The organism is Chloroflexota bacterium (assembly GCA_038040195.1).
Taxonomy (GTDB): domain Bacteria; phylum Chloroflexota; class Limnocylindria; order QHBO01; family QHBO01; genus DASTEQ01.
Window position 1 is genome coordinate 108775 of sequence record JBBPIR010000001.1, and the last position, 15335, is coordinate 124109.

General features: G+C 68.9%; 16 protein-coding genes. 9 read left to right on the forward strand and 7 right to left on the reverse strand.

Annotation, left to right across the window (positions count from 1 at the left end; translation table 11 throughout):
• Positions 1–10: 10 nt before the first annotated feature.
• The 3 genes from AABM41_00590 to AABM41_00600 are packed head-to-tail and all read right to left on the reverse strand — an operon-like array spanning position 11 to position 2578.
• Positions 11–1099, reverse strand: coding sequence for a thiamine pyrophosphate-dependent enzyme (locus AABM41_00590; GenBank protein ID MEK6190801.1), 1089 nt, complete (start codon positions 1097–1099; stop codon positions 11–13).
• On the reverse strand, positions 1099–2235 hold the full coding sequence (locus AABM41_00595) for a 2-oxoacid:acceptor oxidoreductase subunit alpha (GenBank protein MEK6190802.1): 1137 nt from the start codon (positions 2233–2235) through the stop codon (positions 1099–1101). The genes AABM41_00590 and AABM41_00595 overlap by 1 nt, the downstream gene beginning before the upstream one ends.
• Positions 2236–2239: 4 nt before the next feature.
• Positions 2240–2578, reverse strand: coding sequence for a 4Fe-4S binding protein (locus AABM41_00600; GenBank protein ID MEK6190803.1), 339 nt, complete (start codon positions 2576–2578; stop codon positions 2240–2242).
• Between the two features lie 75 nt (positions 2579–2653).
• On the opposite strand from AABM41_00600, the gene AABM41_00605 reads away from it, so the two are divergent.
• Positions 2654–4285, forward strand: a complete 1632-nt coding sequence (locus tag AABM41_00605; protein ID MEK6190804.1) for a CapA family protein — start codon at positions 2654–2656, stop codon at positions 4283–4285.
• On the opposite strand, the gene AABM41_00610 is transcribed toward AABM41_00605, so the two are convergent.
• Entirely contained in the window at positions 4282–5253 is a 972-nt protein-coding gene (locus AABM41_00610; GenBank protein MEK6190805.1) for an EamA family transporter, read from the reverse strand. The two genes, AABM41_00605 and AABM41_00610, sit on opposite strands and share 4 nt — an antisense overlap.
• Before the next feature lie 237 nt (positions 5254–5490).
• Here AABM41_00610 and AABM41_00615 point away from each other — a divergent pair, with 237 nt between their 5' ends.
• The 3 genes from AABM41_00615 to AABM41_00625 are packed head-to-tail and all read left to right on the forward strand — an operon-like array spanning position 5491 to position 7968.
• Positions 5491–5919, forward strand: a complete 429-nt coding sequence (locus tag AABM41_00615) for a hypothetical protein (GenBank protein MEK6190806.1) — start codon at positions 5491–5493, stop codon at positions 5917–5919.
• A gap of 43 nt (positions 5920–5962) precedes the next feature.
• Positions 5963–7453 (forward strand): DUF4173 domain-containing protein, encoded by a 1491-nt coding sequence (locus AABM41_00620; GenBank protein MEK6190807.1) that lies wholly within the window; start codon positions 5963–5965, stop codon positions 7451–7453.
• Positions 7453–7968 (forward strand): peptidylprolyl isomerase, encoded by a 516-nt coding sequence (locus AABM41_00625; protein ID MEK6190808.1) that lies wholly within the window; start codon positions 7453–7455, stop codon positions 7966–7968. The genes AABM41_00620 and AABM41_00625 overlap by 1 nt, the downstream gene beginning before the upstream one ends.
• A 16-nt stretch (positions 7969–7984) precedes the next feature.
• Here the strand turns inward: AABM41_00625 and AABM41_00630 are convergent, their stop codons facing one another.
• Positions 7985–8140 carry a hypothetical protein gene (locus AABM41_00630; GenBank protein ID MEK6190809.1) on the reverse strand — a complete coding sequence of 52 codons (156 nt, stop codon included), beginning with the start codon at positions 8138–8140 and terminating at the stop codon, positions 7985–7987.
• A gap of 87 nt (positions 8141–8227) precedes the next feature.
• On the opposite strand from AABM41_00630, the gene AABM41_00635 reads away from it, so the two are divergent.
• From AABM41_00635 to AABM41_00655, 5 genes are all read left to right on the forward strand, one after another.
• Entirely contained in the window at positions 8228–8524 is a 297-nt protein-coding gene (locus AABM41_00635; GenBank protein MEK6190810.1) for a metalloregulator ArsR/SmtB family transcription factor, read from the forward strand.
• A 42-nt stretch (positions 8525–8566) separates the two neighbouring features.
• Positions 8567–8908: a thioredoxin gene (gene trxA / locus AABM41_00640; GenBank protein MEK6190811.1), complete on the forward strand. Its 342-nt coding sequence runs from the start codon at positions 8567–8569 to the stop codon at positions 8906–8908.
• Between the two features lie 67 nt (positions 8909–8975).
• Positions 8976–11021, forward strand: coding sequence for a hypothetical protein (locus tag AABM41_00645; protein ID MEK6190812.1), 2046 nt, complete (start codon positions 8976–8978; stop codon positions 11019–11021).
• Positions 11022–11092: 71 nt separating this feature from the next.
• Entirely contained in the window at positions 11093–12418 is a 1326-nt protein-coding gene (locus tag AABM41_00650; protein ID MEK6190813.1) for an MFS transporter, read from the forward strand.
• Between the two features lie 7 nt (positions 12419–12425).
• Positions 12426–14129 (forward strand): proline--tRNA ligase, encoded by a 1704-nt coding sequence (locus tag AABM41_00655; protein MEK6190814.1) that lies wholly within the window; start codon positions 12426–12428, stop codon positions 14127–14129.
• On the opposite strand, the gene AABM41_00660 is transcribed toward AABM41_00655, so the two are convergent.
• Both AABM41_00660 and AABM41_00665 read right to left on the reverse strand, forming a co-directional pair.
• Positions 14126–15004, reverse strand: a complete 879-nt coding sequence (locus AABM41_00660) for an LLM class F420-dependent oxidoreductase (protein ID MEK6190815.1) — start codon at positions 15002–15004, stop codon at positions 14126–14128. The genes AABM41_00655 and AABM41_00660 overlap by 4 nt on opposite strands.
• 37 nt (positions 15005–15041) lie before the next feature.
• Entirely contained in the window at positions 15042–15326 is a 285-nt protein-coding gene (locus tag AABM41_00665; GenBank protein ID MEK6190816.1) for a DUF427 domain-containing protein, read from the reverse strand.
• Between the last annotated feature and the right edge of the window lie 9 nt (positions 15327–15335).

A 15335-nucleotide genomic window follows, 5' to 3' on the forward strand; every position in this document is an offset into this window, starting at 1 on the left:
CTTGCCGACCCTACGCCTCGAGCTCGGCCGGGTCGATCCCGGCCTCGCGGAGGGCGTCCGCCAGCGTCAGCTCGCCCTTCGCGACCCGCAGCTTCACCTCCGGGTCGAGGCGCTGCATGAGGGCCAGCTTCTTCTGGGCTTCGGCGCGCTTGCGCGCCTTCTCGTCATCGGAAACCGTTGGGCGATCGGCTTTAGTCGGACCCTCCGCCGGCGCGGAAGCCTCCATCGGTGCGGATGTAGGAGCGACCGCATCGTCTGCGCCAGCGAGGCTGGCCGGCGCGGCGGCATCGGGCTTGGCGGCGCCATCAGCCTGGGCCCCGTTGGTTCGTTCGGCATGGCCTTCGGGGTACACGATGCCCAGCTCGAACGGTCCCAATCGGTCCGCACCCTTGGGCGCTCGCTTGTAGGTCTTGCGGTAGAAGGTGAGCATGTCGTTTGCGTTGGCGAACCCGATCCGTCGCCCGTTGTTTTCGATGCACTGCGAAGTGATGTCCACGAACGCGAACCCGTCGTGGCTGATCGCCTCGCGGATGGCGGTCCGCATCTGGGGCTGGTGGTAGACCGTGGTCCGCGCGTACAACGCGTGCGGGGAGCTGCGCACGATCCCCTGCAGGTTGATGGGCGTGTTCGGGTTGCCGCCCGGGGAGGACAGGGTCTTCGTCCCGGTCGGCGTGGTGGGCCCGGTCTGGCCACCGGTCAAGCCGTAGATCTCGTTGTTGTTACACAGGACCGTGATCCGCGCGTTGCGCCGGATGGCGTGGATCAGGTGGTTGCCGCCGATACTGGCCGTGTCGCCGTCGCCCGCCACCACGATCACGTTCAGCTCCGGGCGCACGGTCTTGATGGCCTCCGCCACCGGCAGGGTCCGGCCGTGGAGGGTGTAGACCGACTCGTACTTCATGTAGCTGCCCATCCGCCCGGTGCAGCCGATGCCGGTCACGAGCACGGTATTAGTGTGGTCCAGTCCCAGCTCGTCGAGGACCATGGCCAGCTCGATCATGATCGTGCCGATGCCGCAGCCGGGGCACCAGATGGTCGGGAACAGGTCCATCTTGAGCTTGGACTTGAAGCCGAGCTCGGCGAAGGCGGCCTCGGGCATCAGCCGATCCCCAGCGGAGCGCGCGCAACGCGATCAGAGGGGGCCGGTGGGATGGGCGGCTCGTCGGGTCCGTCGCCCAGGACTCGCTCCAGTCCGGCATTGACGGCCTCCAGGCTGATCCGGCCGCCGAGCAGCGGGACGCGCTTGACCTCACGACGGAGGGCGAGCTCGGCCATGTCCGCGTACTGCCCATCGTTGGCCTCAATGGCCACGATGCTTTCGTACCCGTCCGCGACCGCCCGCAGCTCATCGGTGAGCATGGGGTGGATCCGGATGGGGCGGAACAGGGCGTAGTCGGGGGCCAGTGGCGCGGCGACACGGGACACGATCCCGTAGCAGATGACCAGGGTCTTGGCGTCGGTGTTCCAGCCGTGCTGGTACAGGGCGTATCGGTTCGCGACCGCCAGGTGCCGTTGCTTGGCGGCGTAGAACTGGCGCAGGTACTCGTCCGCGTCCGCGGTGGCCGGCTCGCCGGCGTTGGGGCCGTGCTCGTACATCAGGACCCCGGCGAAGAAGCGCGGGTCGGCCTCGCCGTTGCGGGCCAGGGGCACAAGCTCGCGAGGGGCGACAGTCACGCTCGCCTCCAGCTCGTCCAGGTCCACGACCTCGTTCAGGTGGGCTACGAACGTGTCGGACAGGAGGACCACCGGGGAGCGCGATTCCTCGGCCGCGTTGAACGCCGCCACCGCCAGCGTGAAGGCCTCCGTGACGGAGTTCGGATACAGCGCGATGGGGGTGTAGTCTCCGCTGCTCCCGTACCGAACCTGGAGGATGTCGCCCTGGCCGGGCATGGTCGGCATTCCAGTCGCCGGCCCAACCCGCTGGACGTCCACGAATACGCACGGCACGCCTACCTTCTGCGCGTAGCCGATTGCTTCCTGCATCAGGCTGAAGCCCGGGCCGCTGGTGGCGGTGAAGGATTTGGCCCCGGCCAAGCTGGCGCCGATCACGGCGTTGGCGCTCGCGATCTCATCCTCGGCCTGCAGGAAGCCGAACTCGGGGTGCTCGGCCGCCCAGCCCGAAGCCACGTTCAGGATCTCGGTCGAGGGGCTGATGGGGTAGCCGGCGTAGTACGAGGCCCCCGCCGCGATGGCGCCCCGGAAGACCGCCTCATTGCCCTGGACCAGGCGGCGCATCGGTCTAGGCCTCGGTCTCCGCGCCGGCCGCCTGGTGGCTCTCGCCTTCCTGGCCCCCCTTCGCCGCGTAGGCCGCGATGGCGGCGGGGATCATCTCGATCGCCAGGTCGGGGCAGTAGCGCTCGCACAGGCCGCACAGGATGCAGTTCTCCAGCTCGAGGATGGCGTCGTCGCGCAGCACGAGCGTGCCCTTGGGGCAGATGTCGACGCAGATGTCGCAGCGCTTGCAGAAGACCGGGTTCCAGGTGATGTTCTGGTAGTCGATCCAGCGCACGCCGTCGTGGTGGTTGGTCGAGGTCCCGGTGCCGAAATCGAGGGCGGTGTCCACCCGTTCTTTGCTCATGGGGGGACCGATGATAGTCGGGTCGCCGGCGTCGCATGGGTATCCTCCGAGAATCGGTCGCAATATGGGTACACCATGGCGGAGTCGCTATCCAACGCGAGGCATGCCGAGCGGTACGTCAAAGCACCGCCGGCCGGCCGTACGACACGTACGGCCGGCCGCTCCCTTGCCATCTCGCTGCTGCTGCTCGCCGGCTGCTCGGGCCTCTTCCCAAGCCCAACCCCCTCCCCGACGCAAAGGCCGTCGCCCACCGCCACGCCGATTCCCTCCCCCATTCCGAGCCCAACCCCGGAGGCCCTGGCGGAGTTTCCGCTCCCGGTGGTCACGGGCCAGACCGGCTTCCGGGTACAGATCACCGCCGCCGAGGTGAGCGCGCACCTGGCCCTGGGAACGATCCTCGTCCCGTGCGAGGTGACCGTTGTGATCGGCTCCGTGGTCAGCCCCGCGGAAAGCGCCGCGTGCCTCGATGGCCTCAAGATTCCGGCCGCCCTGGCAGAGGACCCGCAAACGCTGGCACTCCTGCCACCCGGCCTGGTCAGTCCGGCCACCAAGGTCCTTCGCATCGGCCCGGCTGACCCGTTCGGCGGACCGCGGGCGCGCCGCCACTACTACCCGGTGCGCGGCAGCGCGATCGGCCTACCCGAATCCTGGACCGACTATGACCGAGACGAGATCCGAACCCTCATGTCGCTCGGGGACTCGTGCCCCGACCGGGGAGTTGCCTACCAGGCCATCACCCTCGGCCGCGGCTGGCCGTGGGTCTTCGATGGTGGCCACGCCATCTACCGGCGCATCTATCCGAACCCGGTGGCACCAGGCAGCGTGGGCTACGGATTCAACGTCGTGGATGCGGTGCCCGCCGGGGATACCGGCGGTGTCGCCCGCCTGGTGCGGGACGCCGACGTCACGGTCGACGACTTCGAATGCCCCGTCGTCGACAACTGGCAGGTGAATGGCGGCAGCGTGTTCTCGATCGATCCGGCGGTGCTACCCCACCTCCGCGACGACTTCGGCGTCGACGTGGCCACCCTGGCCGCCAACCACGTGTTGGACCAGGGCGTGGCGGGCCTCCTGGAGACGATCGCCAAGTTCTACGCCGCCGGCATTCCGATCACCGGCATCGGTGCCGATCTGAACGCCGCGCTGGAGCCGGCGCTGGTTGAGGTCGGGAACATGACGTTCGCCTTCGTCGGCTTCAACGAGGTCCCAGGCGCCAGCCCGGCCGGGGCAGACCAACCGGGCGTGGCCTGGATCAACCAGGCGAACGCGGAAGAGGCCGTGCGGCGTGCGCGCGAAGCCGGAGCGACCCTTGTGTTCTGCATGCCGCAATGGGGCCTGCCCGAGTATCGGTCGGGATGGACTGCCCTTCAGATCCAGCACCAGGCCATGTTCTATGCCGCGGGATGTGATCATATCCTGGGCTCCGGCACGCATTGGGCAGGACCGATTGGGTTCAGCCGAACCGATGACGGCGCGCTGCACTACGCAATTGGCAGCCACGGCAACTTCCTGTTCGGCCAGGACTGGAGCCAAGAGACGCAGGAGGGGGTCATCGTGGAGTTCGCGTTCCGGGGAACCGAGGTGGCCCAGGTCCGCCTGTATCCCTACATCATCTTGGACCAGGCCCAGCCGGCGCTGACCGATCCGCTGACCGACGGAGCTCATGTCCTCCGGCGGGTCTACGACAGCTCGGGCTGGACCTACTAGGCGGCCCGCTCCGCCGTCGGTTCCACGGCCGCTTCCGGCTCCGGCACGTCACGGGGCCGGCCGCTGACCATGGCTACCACCGCGCCGATGATGATCAGGCTGGCCAGCCAGGTTCGTGGCGTCATGGGCTCGCTGAGCACGATGGCGCCGAGCGCCACGGCCACCACCGGGTTCACGTAGGCGTAGGTCGAGACCACGCTGACCGAGGCGTGGTGCAGGACCCAGATATAGGCCGTGAAGGCCACAACCGAGCCGAACACGATGAGGTAGGCAACCGCCATCAACGAGGCGCTGGAGAAAGTGCTGGGATCGACCGCGGACAGCTCGCCGCGCAGGATGCCGACCCCGAGCATCACGGTCCCACCGGCGACCATCTCGAGCCCGGCACCCTGAAATGGTGAGCGCGGCAACGGAGCGCGGCGGGCGTAGATTGAGCCGAGTGACCAGCAGATGGCCGCCCCGGCCACCAGGCCGATCCCGACCGGGTCGAGGGCCGCGACCCCCTCCAGCGGGACCACCAGGATGCCCACGCCCACCGCGCCCGCCACGAGGCCGGCGAGCGCAAGCCGGCTGGGACGTTGCCCGGCAACCAGGGCTTCGAAGATGGCCATCCAGATGGGCGAGGTGGCCACGATCAGGGCTGCGATTCCCGACGGGATGCGCTGCTCGGCGAGCACCACGCCTCCGTTGCCGCCCAGCAGGAGGAGGGTTCCGATGATGAGCGCCGAGCGCCAGTGGAGCCAGCTCGGCCGCTCGCCCGGCTGGCGGCGTGCGCGCCGCAAGATACCGATGCCGACCAGAAGCAGCACACCCGCCGTCGCGTACCGGACTCCCGCGGCCACGAGCGGGGGCAGAGTCTGGACCATCACCGCGATCGCCAGGTAGGTTGAGCCCCAAACCACGTACACAATCAACAGCGCGGCCGCGACGGCCAAGGGCGACGTGGAGCGCTGATCGGGCCGGGTCACCGGCGCATTGTGCCGTGACAGGGCGAGTACCATTTGACGCCCATGTCCCGGTCCTGGCGCCTCCTGACTGCCACGCTCCTGGTCCTGACGGCCTGCATGCCATCGGCTTCCAGCCGCATCCCCGGTGCGTCAGGGTCGCCGCCTTCGGCGTCGCTGGCGCCCTCTGGTGAACCATCGGCATCGGGTTCAGCCGAGCCAACTGATTCCGAAACGCCGAGCGGTGGACTGCCCGCCTTCGTGTGCGATCTGCCGATCACCGGTGCGGCCAGCATCGGGCTAGCTCATCTCGCCGACGTGCGGGTGGGCACCCACGCCGGGTATGACCGCATCGTCTTCGAGTTCATGGAGGACGGGACACCGGAGTTCCGGGTCGAAGCCGCTGAGCCGCCGTTCACCATGGATCCAAGCGGCATGCCAATGGCGGTCAACGGGTCGGCGTTCCTGCAGATCATTTTCAACGGCGGCACGAAGGTCGGCGACGACGGGACTCCCACCTACACCGGTCCCACCGAGTTCGGACCAGGATTCGACCAGCTGGTGGACCTCATCGAGCGAGGCGACTTCGAGGCGGTCAATAACTGGTACGTGGGGATGGCCGGCGAGGGGTGCCTGCGCGCATTCGTGCTCAGCAACCCGAGCCGCGTTGTGATCGACCTTGAGCACTGATTCCCTCGCGCGCGGGATCCCGCCTGCCGCACGAGCGTCGGCAGTGAGCAGTGACCAGGGTCGACGAGCCGCCATCCTCCTCCTGACAGCAGCCGCCTTCGGGCTCCTGGCACAGCTGCTCTTCTACGGAGTGGGTCTCGGCCTCAACGTCCCGGTCACCATCGGGGTGGCGCTCACCGCCGGCTGGCTGGCTCGACCGTCGACGGCGCCCGCCCTGCGATCGGCCGATGCCTGGCTGCCGATAGCAGCGCTCATCCTGGCGGCGTTCGCCGCCCTGCGCGGGGATCCCACGCTGGTCGCTCTCGATGTGCTGGGCAGCCTGGCACTCACCGGTGCGGCGCTGGCGAGCTTTGCGGGGGTGCGGGTCGTCGAGCAATCACTCGACCGGCTGGCAGCCCTGGGCGGACGGGTCATGGGCGCTGCCGCCTGGGGAGCCGCCGAACCCCTGGAGACCGTCGCCAGGTCCATCCCGCCCGGTCGCACGCGGGGCAACCTCGCACGGGCCACGCCGGTCCTGCGCGGTCTGCTGATCGCCATCCCGCTGCTCCTCGTGTTCGGCTTGCTGTTCTCGGCAGCAGACGCCGTCTTTGCGCGCTACGCCGGCGACTTCTTCAGCTGGCAGGTGGACTGGGACACCCTGGTCGGACGAACGATCACCGCCTTCATCGCCGCGTGGCTGGCCGGCGGGATGCTGGCGTTCATCTCGTCCAACCGCGCTGCCCAGTCGGAGCTGGCCACGGATGCGTGGGTGGGCCGGCCCCGCATCGGCACCGCCGAATGCCTGACCGTACTGGTCGCCCTGAACGCGCTGTTCGCGGTGTTCGTCGCCTTCCAGGCCACCTACCTGTTCGGTGGGCTCGATACTCTGGACGCCAGCGGCCTGACCTACGCCGAATACGCCCGGCGCGGCTTCTTCGAGCTGCTCGCGGTCGCCTTCGGGGTGGCGGGTGTGATCCTCGTCCTCGAGGCCTTCGTCACGCGCCGCTCGCGATGGTACGTGGCGGCCGCGGTCGGGCTCGTCGCCCTGACCCTGGTGGTGCTGGCCTCGGCTTACCTCCGGCTCCGCCTCTACCAGGACGCGTATGGCTGGACAGAGCTCCGCTTCTACGTCTTGGCCGCCATCCTGTGGCTGGCCATTGGGGCGCTGGGCACGGCGGTCGCGCTGGCCACCGACCGCACCCGGTGGCTGCTGCACGGCATGATCGCGCTCTCGGTCGTCTTTGGCCTCGCCTTCAACCTGATCGGCCCGGTTCGGTTCATCGCTGAGCGGAACGTCGAGCGGGCCGTGGACCCCTCATTGGTGCCGCCCGACGGCCGGACAGGACTGGACGTCCACTACCTGGCCAGCCTGGGCACGGACGCGGACATCGTGCTCGCGGAGGCGCTTCGGCGCCTGCCGGTCCAGGCAGCCCGGGTGACGCGGGACGCACTCAACTTCAACGCGGACACGCTCGCGGCCGATCGGGCCGGCCAGGCCTGGCAGGCCTGGAACTACTCGCGTGAGCGGGCGCGCGCGCTGCTGGGCTCACCGTAGTGGCCGAGCGGCCGACACCCCCATCCGGCGCCCTCGAGACCTCGAAGTCGTACGCGGCTAGGTTTGTCACCGAGCGGGGCGAGATCGTGTGTGAGCTGTTCGCGGCGGATGCGCCGCTCACCGTGGAGAACTTCGTGAACCTGGCGCGGGCGGGCTTCTATGACGGGACGACCTTCCATCGGGTCATCCGCGGGTTCATGGCCCAGGGTGGTGATCCGACGGGGACCGGGAGCGGTGGCCCCGGCTACCAGTTCGGCGATGAGTTCAGTCCGCGGCTGCACCACGACGCGGCGGGGGTGCTGTCCATGGCCAACGCCGGCCCGAACACGAATGGCAGCCAATTCTTCATCACCCTCGCGCCGACGCCGCATCTCGACGGGAAGCACTCGGTGTTCGGTCGGGTGACGGACGGCATGGACGTGCTGCTCTCCCTTCGAGAGCGCGATCCGTCGCGCGCCACGGCCCTCGGCGACCGCATCGAGCGCATCGAGATCAGCGAGAAGCCGAAGCCCTAGCCGATTTCGTGGCGGTTCAGGCGGCCTCGTACAGGAGGGCGTAGGTGACGGCCGGGTCGGGCGCGAAGTCGAAGCTCGTTCCACACGCGCTGCACAGCAGCTCGTCTGAGTTGCGGTCGACCTCGAAGGCGACCTCGTCCTCGCACCAGGGGCAGATCAGGTGAACAGTCATGCGCGGAGTCTGGAGCCGCGTTACGACACCTCGCCTGTCGCATACTACTTGCGCGATTGCGCAAATACTGATACCGTCACCTTCGTGATGACCACCGCTCTCCCGGCCGAGGCACAACGCGACCGCTCGGCGGCCGTGGCCCGTGCCCTGGCGGACCCGAAGCGGCTGTGCGTCCTCGAGTTCCTCGCCGATGGCGGCGAGCGCTCGGTCGGGGACCTGTCTCGGAACGTCGGGTGCCAGGTCCCGAACATGAGCCAACACCTCGCTGTCCTCCGCGCCGCCGGCATCGTCGCCGGCCGACGCCAGGGCAGCACCGTCCTGTACCGCATCGCCGATCGCAGCGTCCTGGACCTGGTCGGCGCCCTGCAACGGGTCGCCGGCTGAGCGGCGCCCCACCAACAGTCCACGAAAGGAACCACTGAGCCAATGTCGTCCAACGTCCCCGAGGTCACCGATGCCACCTTCGACGAGCTGGTGACCCAGAACGATCGCCCGGTCATCGTCGACTTCTGGGCCGCCTGGTGTGGTCCCTGTCGCCTGGTCGCCCCGGAAATCGACAAGATCGCCGAGAAGTACGCCGGCCAGGTCGACGTCTACAAGCTCGACGTTGACGCCAACCCGCACATCGCATCCCACTTCGGGATCATGAGCATCCCGACCGTCGCGTACTTCCAGAAGGGCCAGCCACCGAAGGCCGCGGTTGGGTTCCGGCCCATGGCCGCACTGGAGTCCGCGTTCGGCCTGGACAGCCTGGCCGCATCGGCGTAAGCCTCACCCCAGAGTCCCGCCCAACCAGCGCCCGGGCCGTTGCCCGGGCGCTCTGTATGCTGACCGCATGCCGGCATTGACCCGGGGCGCACCGCGGGCCGCGATTCTGGCCATCGTCCTCGGCGTGCTGGCCGCGGCCGTTCCCATCGGCCCAGCCGAGGTTCGTGCCGGCGGAGGCCTGGTCACCGTCACCGACGCGACGTACCTGGTCCAACCCGACCTGGCGCGGGTCCACGTGACCATCGACGCGGTATCGACTTCCTACGAGGCGGACACGTCGAAAGGGCAGGTCTACTACTCCGGCATCACGATCTCCGTGCCGCCCGGGGTGAGCAACGTGGCCGTCACCTCGGGTGGGTTTTCGCTCCAGGCGAGCGCCTCCACCACGGCCGACGCTACCCGGATCGAGATCGAATTCGGGGCGGCCGTGTATTACGGGCAGAGCTACGGATATCGGATCACGTTCGACATGGTCGACCCGGGCGGGACAGCGGACCGCGACTTTCGGATCGGCCACAGCGTGGCCGCATTCCCGGTCTGGGCCTTTGGCAGCGATGGGGCTTCAGGCAGCAGCGTGGTCGTCCTGCTTCCGCCGACCTTCACTCCGAGCGTGTATGGCGGACCGCTGGGCGAGACCATCGAGGGCGACGGATCGGTTCGGCTCGCCGCCAGCGTGAGCGACGCATCGATCTGGTTCGCCTACGTAACCGCCGAGCGGCCGGGCCTGTTCACCAGCATCCCCTTCACCCTGACCCTGGGCGGCAGGGAGGCCAGCGTGATCATTCGGGCCTGGGACGACGATCCAGAATGGGCGGCTCGCACGCAGGACCTGCTGACCGATGGCCTGCCGGCACTGATGGAGCTCATCGGGCTGCCATGGGCGGTGTTCGGAGACCTCAAGGTCGAGGAGTCGGCCAATCGGCTGGGCGACTACGCGGGGATCTACAACAAGCTGACCGAGAAGATCAACGTCCGCTATGACGCCGATGCCACGGTGACCCTGCATGAAGCCGCCCATATCTGGTTCAACCACGACCTGTTCCGCGACCGATGGATCGGCGAGGCATGGGCCGAGTTCTACGCCGTCCAGTCCGCCGAGGTTATCGGTGTCACGGGCGAGACCTTCACGCTGACCGATGACCTGCTGGCGGCCCAGATCCCGCTCAACGACTGGGCCGGCATCGGGTTCGAGGGGCCCGATGTCGAGGCGTTCGCGTATTCCGCTTCGTACCACCTGGCGGGGCTCATCTTCGATCGGACCGATTTGGAGGGTCTGCGGGCCGTGTGGCGCGCCGCCAACGACGCCGAGATGGCCTACCAGCCACTCCACGCCACGGGTGCGCCCCGCACCGGCGTGGCCATCACCCAGCAGGGCTGGCAGCGCCTGCTGGACCTGCTCGAAGAGCGAACCGGAGCCGACTACGTCGACCTTTGGTCCGCGTGGGTCGTGAACGACGCCCAAAAAGTGCAGCTGACCGAGCGCGCCGAGACGCGCGCGCTCTACTTCGAGGGCGTGGCAGCGGCTGGAGACTGGGAGCTGCCCGAGCTGATCCGCTATGACCTGAGCAGCTGGCAGTTCGAGGACGTCGTCGCCGAGCTCGAAGTGGCGGACCAGGTGCTGGCCAAGGCGGATGCCATCGCGGACATGGCGGCCGACCTGGACCTCATGCCGCCGGACGAGCTGCAGGCTGCGTTCGAGGGCAACGATGGATTGGAATCCGCTCTGGATGAGGGGGAGTCCGAGCTGGCCGCGGTCGAGGACATCAAGGAAGCCACGACCGCGCTGGCCGCGGATCCAGGCTTCGTGGCCTGGGTCGGCCTCCTGTTCTCGGATCCCAGCCTCGAGCTGGCGACCGCCCGTGATGCCTGGGAGGCGGGTGACAGCGCAGCGGCCGCGTCCGGGTCCGGCTCGGTCATCGTCACCCTGGACGAGGCTGGCGACCGCGGCGCAGAGAGGCTGGCGGCGAGCGGCGGCGTCTTGTTGGTGGTTGGGAGCGGGGCCGCCCTCGTCTGGCGACGTCGAGCGCGGCCTCGGCCGCCGGCCGTGGATGAGCAGGCGCCGGCCGCGGATGATCAGGCGCCGGCCGGTGGCGACGACGAGGCGACCGGCTAGGCCGCTGACGCGTCGTCCTGCATCATCCCGAACGGGTTTCCCTCGGGCCTCCCGTAGACTCGTTCATCTTCGTGACCCGATCCATCACGGCCGTCCTGTTGGGCAACTTCACGCTCCGCTTCTCGACGGGGCTAACCGGTGCGCTGCTGCTCTTCTACCTGACCGACCTGCCGAAGTTCGACAAGGACGTCGTCGCCGTGTCGGCATTCACGGCGGGCGTTCTGGGGGCGCTGTACTTCGCAGCCGAGTTGATCTTGTCTCCGTTCTTCGGGATGCTGGCCGACCGGTTCGGGACGCACCGCCTCATGCAGCCGGGCCCGATCATGGGCGGCGTGGCGGTCATCGCCACCGCCCTGACCACCAGCGTCCCGCTGCTGGGAGGGTTGCGCTTCCTGGAGGGAGCGGCCGCAGCGGCCAGTGTCCCCGCCGCGTTGGGCTACATCGCCATCGCCACCTCGCGCAGCCAGGCACTGCGCGGCCGCGTCGTGGCCCGCTTCGAGGTGGCCACCCTGGGTGGGGTGGGCATCGGGTCGGCCGCGGCCGGCTTCCTGTATTCGGCCATGGGCCCAACCGCGTTCTACGTCAACGCCGTGATCTACGGGATCACGCTGCTCATCCTGCGCTACGGGGTCGAGGACCTGCCCGAGCATGTGCCGACCTTGCCGGGCGAGGAGACCGTGCCAGCCGCCCTGTTCCACATCGGGCGCTACCGCGAGGTGCTCCGCAGCCGGCCGGTGTGGCTGCTGGCCCCGACCTGGATCGCGCTCAACGCCCTCCTCGGCTCGTGGGGGACGCAAGCGTTGTTCCAGCTGGTCCAGGAGCCGTCGGATCGCTTCGCGGACCAGGTCCTGATGCGGGGCTTCGAGCCGTGGCAAGCTGGTCTCGTCCTGGGCGTCGGTCTGCTCGTGCTGTTCGGCGGGCTCCTGTACTGGGGCACCCGGTTCACCCGTCTGCGGCGGACGACGATCATCGGGATCGGGTTGGCCGGGGGCGGCGTCTTCGTGGCGGCGGTCCTGGGCGTCAACCACTCGTCCAGCCTGCCCATCTGGTTCCTGGCCGGCCTGCTGGGCATCGCCGCGGCCGGCCTCTTTGTGCTCGCCGGCGCCACGCCCGCCGCGGTTGGCTTCCTGTCCGACGTGAGCGAGGGATACCCCGGCCGGCGGGGCGTGATCATGGGCCTGTACTCGGTGTTCCTGGCCGTGGGCCAGATCATCGGCTCGGTTGTCGCCGGCGTCGCCGCGGAGTGGGGCGGCATCGATGGCCTCCTCATCGCCAGCGGCGGCCTGCTCGTCGTGGCGCTGATCCCGCTCGGGCAGCTGCGCGCGGCGGAGCATCACATGCCCGTGCATCCGGCAGCGGCGGCCGAGGAGTTTGGCGGCGGGGAGTCGCTATCCTAGGCGCCCAATGCGCCTTTCCCGGCTCTTTTTCACGACCCTGCGCGAGGATCCCGCGGAAGCCGAGATGGTCTCCCATAGGCTCCTCGTGCGGGCTGGGTATGTCCGCCAGCTGGGCTCGGGGATCTACTCGCTGCTGCCGCTCGGCTTCCGGGTCACCCGCCGCGTGGAGCAGGTCATCCGCGAGGAGTTGAACGCCATCGGCGGGCAGGAGATGGAGATGCCGGTGGTCCACCCGGCCGACCTGTGGAAGGAGTCCGGGCGCTACCAGAAGATCGGTCCGGAACTGGTCCGCTTCAAGGACCGCGCCGGCCGGGACATGGTGCTGGCCATGACCCACGAGGAGGTGGTCACCGACCTTGTCCGCGACTTCGTGCACAGCTACCGGCAGCTGCCAGCCATCGTGTACCACTTCCAGACCAAGTTTCGCGACGAGCCGCGCTCACGGGGCGGGCTGATCCGGGTCCGCGAGTTCGTCATGAAGGACAGCTACACGTTGGACGCCGACGAGGCGGGTCTCGACCGCGGGTACGAGCTCCACCGCGAGGCCTATGTGAAGATCTTCCAGCGCCTGGGGCTCCCGACCGTGATCGTCGGGTCGGATGTCGGGATCATGGGCGGCAGCGAAGCCCACGAGTTCATGGTCCTCAACGAGCACGGCGAAGACAGCCTCGTCCTGTGCGAGTCGTGCGGGTATGCGGCCAACCAGCAGATCGCGATCGTCGCCCGGCCAGACCCACCGGCCGAAGAACCGTTGACCGCCGAGGAGGTGGCCACCCCCGCCGCGGACACCATCGCCTCGCTGGCCGAGCAGCTGGGGATCGGGACCGAACGGACGGCCAAGGCCATGTTCTACGTCACCGGCGACGGCCGCCTGGTGACCGCCATCCTGCGCGGCGACTTCGAGGTCAACGAGACGAAGCTGACCAACGCCGTGAAGGCGGTGGGTGGGCTGCGGCCGGCCCACGTCGACGAGATCCGGGCCGCCGGCATGGAGCCCGGCTACGCCTCGCCGATCGGTGCCCACGACACGGTGGTGGTGGTCGACGAGCTGGCCGCCCGCTCGCCGAATCTGGTGGCGGGCGCCAATCGGCACGGGTACCACCTGCTGAACGTGAACCACGGCCGAGACTTCATTGCCGACCTGGTGGCGGACATCACCAACGCCCGCGAGGGAGACCCGTGCCCCCAGTGCGGCAAGCCGGTCGTCCTGCGCCACGGGATCGAGGTCGGCAACATCTTCAAGCTGGGCACCGATTTCACGAAGGCCCTGGGCGCCACCTACCTGGCCGAGGACGGCAGCCGCCAGCTGGTGGTCATGGGCAGCTACGGGATCGGCCTGGGGCGCAACGTGGCCTGCATCGTCGAGGAGCACCACGACGACAAAGGGATCGTCTGGCCGCGCGAGGTGGCGCCCTATCCGGCGCACCTGGTCGCCCTGGGCGCCGGCAAGGACCCGGCCGTCGGCGAGGCCGCCGAGGGCCTGTATCAGCGCCTGACCGATGCCGGGGTGGAGATCCTGTACGACGACCGCGATGAGTCCCCTGGCGTCAAGCTGACCGATGCCGAGCTGCTGGGAATGCCGACCATCCTGACCGTCTCGACCCGGTCCCTGGCCGCGGGCGGGGTGGAAGTCACCGATCGGGCCAGCGGCGACCGCGGGATCCGGCCGCTGGCCGACGTGGAGGCCGATCTCGTCGGCGGCGCCGCCTAGACGTCGCGCAGCTGGGGGAAGACCTCGGCGCCCAGCCGCTCCAGGAGGGACGTGTCGTTCACGCCCCGGACGCTGAAGATGACGTGCTGGGCGCCGGCCTCGGCCAGGGCACCCCATCGGTCAATCAGCTGCGCCGGTGAGTCCCGCTCCAGGTCCACGCCCTTGAGCACGCTCCGCTCGATCTCCTCGTATGGGCGCCCCACGCGCTCGCAGTGCTCGCGCAGGACCGCGTATTTGTGACGCAGGGTGTCGGGGTCACCAAACACGTTGGAGGCGTCCGCGTATTGGGCCACCAGGCGCAGCGTCTTCCGCTCCCCGCCCCCGCCGATCATGATCGGGACCCGCGGACGGCTGAGGGACTGGGGCGAGTTCAGCAGCCGGGTAGCGGTGAAGTGCTTCCCGTCGTGCCGTCCCTGGCTGCCGCTGCCCCCGGACCACATGGCGTGGGCCATCTGGAGCGTCTCCTCCAGCATCTCGAAGCGCTTGCCCAACCGGGGGAAGGGCCAGCCCAGGCCCATGGACTCTTCCTCGTTCCAGGCCGCCCCGATCCCGAACCAGGCTCGCCCACCGGACAGCACGTCCAGGGTGGTCGTGGCCTTGATCCAGACGCCGGGTGGCCGGTAGTGGATGCCGCCCACCATCAGCCCCAGGCGTGCCCGCTTCGAATGGGCGGCCATGAAGGCCAGGGCCGTCTGGCCGTCGAGCATCGGCGCCTCCGGCGGACCAACGCCACGGATCTGGAAGAAGTGGTCCATGACCCAAATGGAGTCGAAGCCGACCTCGTCGGCTGTCTGCACCACCCGCGCCAGGGTCGGACCGATGGCGGCTGCGCCGCCGGGCCAGGTGAAGGAGCTGATCTGGAGGCCGAACTTCACGCGGCGGTGGGGGCAGGAATGGCTGCCCCGCGCAACCTCATGACTCGACCGCGACGCCCTTCCAGAAGGCGACGTAGCCCTCGATGTTCTTGGCCGCGTCCGACGGCTCGGGGTAGAACCACGCGGCGTCGCGGTTCTCCGCGCCGTCGACAGCCAGGGTGTAGTAGCTCGCCTCGCCCTTCCACCAACAGGTGGTATGCGTGTCGCTCGGCTTCAGGAACTCGGCTTGCACGGTCTCGGGCGGGAAGTACACGTTGCCCTCAACCATCTCGATGCGGTCGCTCTCCGCGATCACCGCCCCGTTCCAGGTTGCGCGTGCCATGTCGGTAGC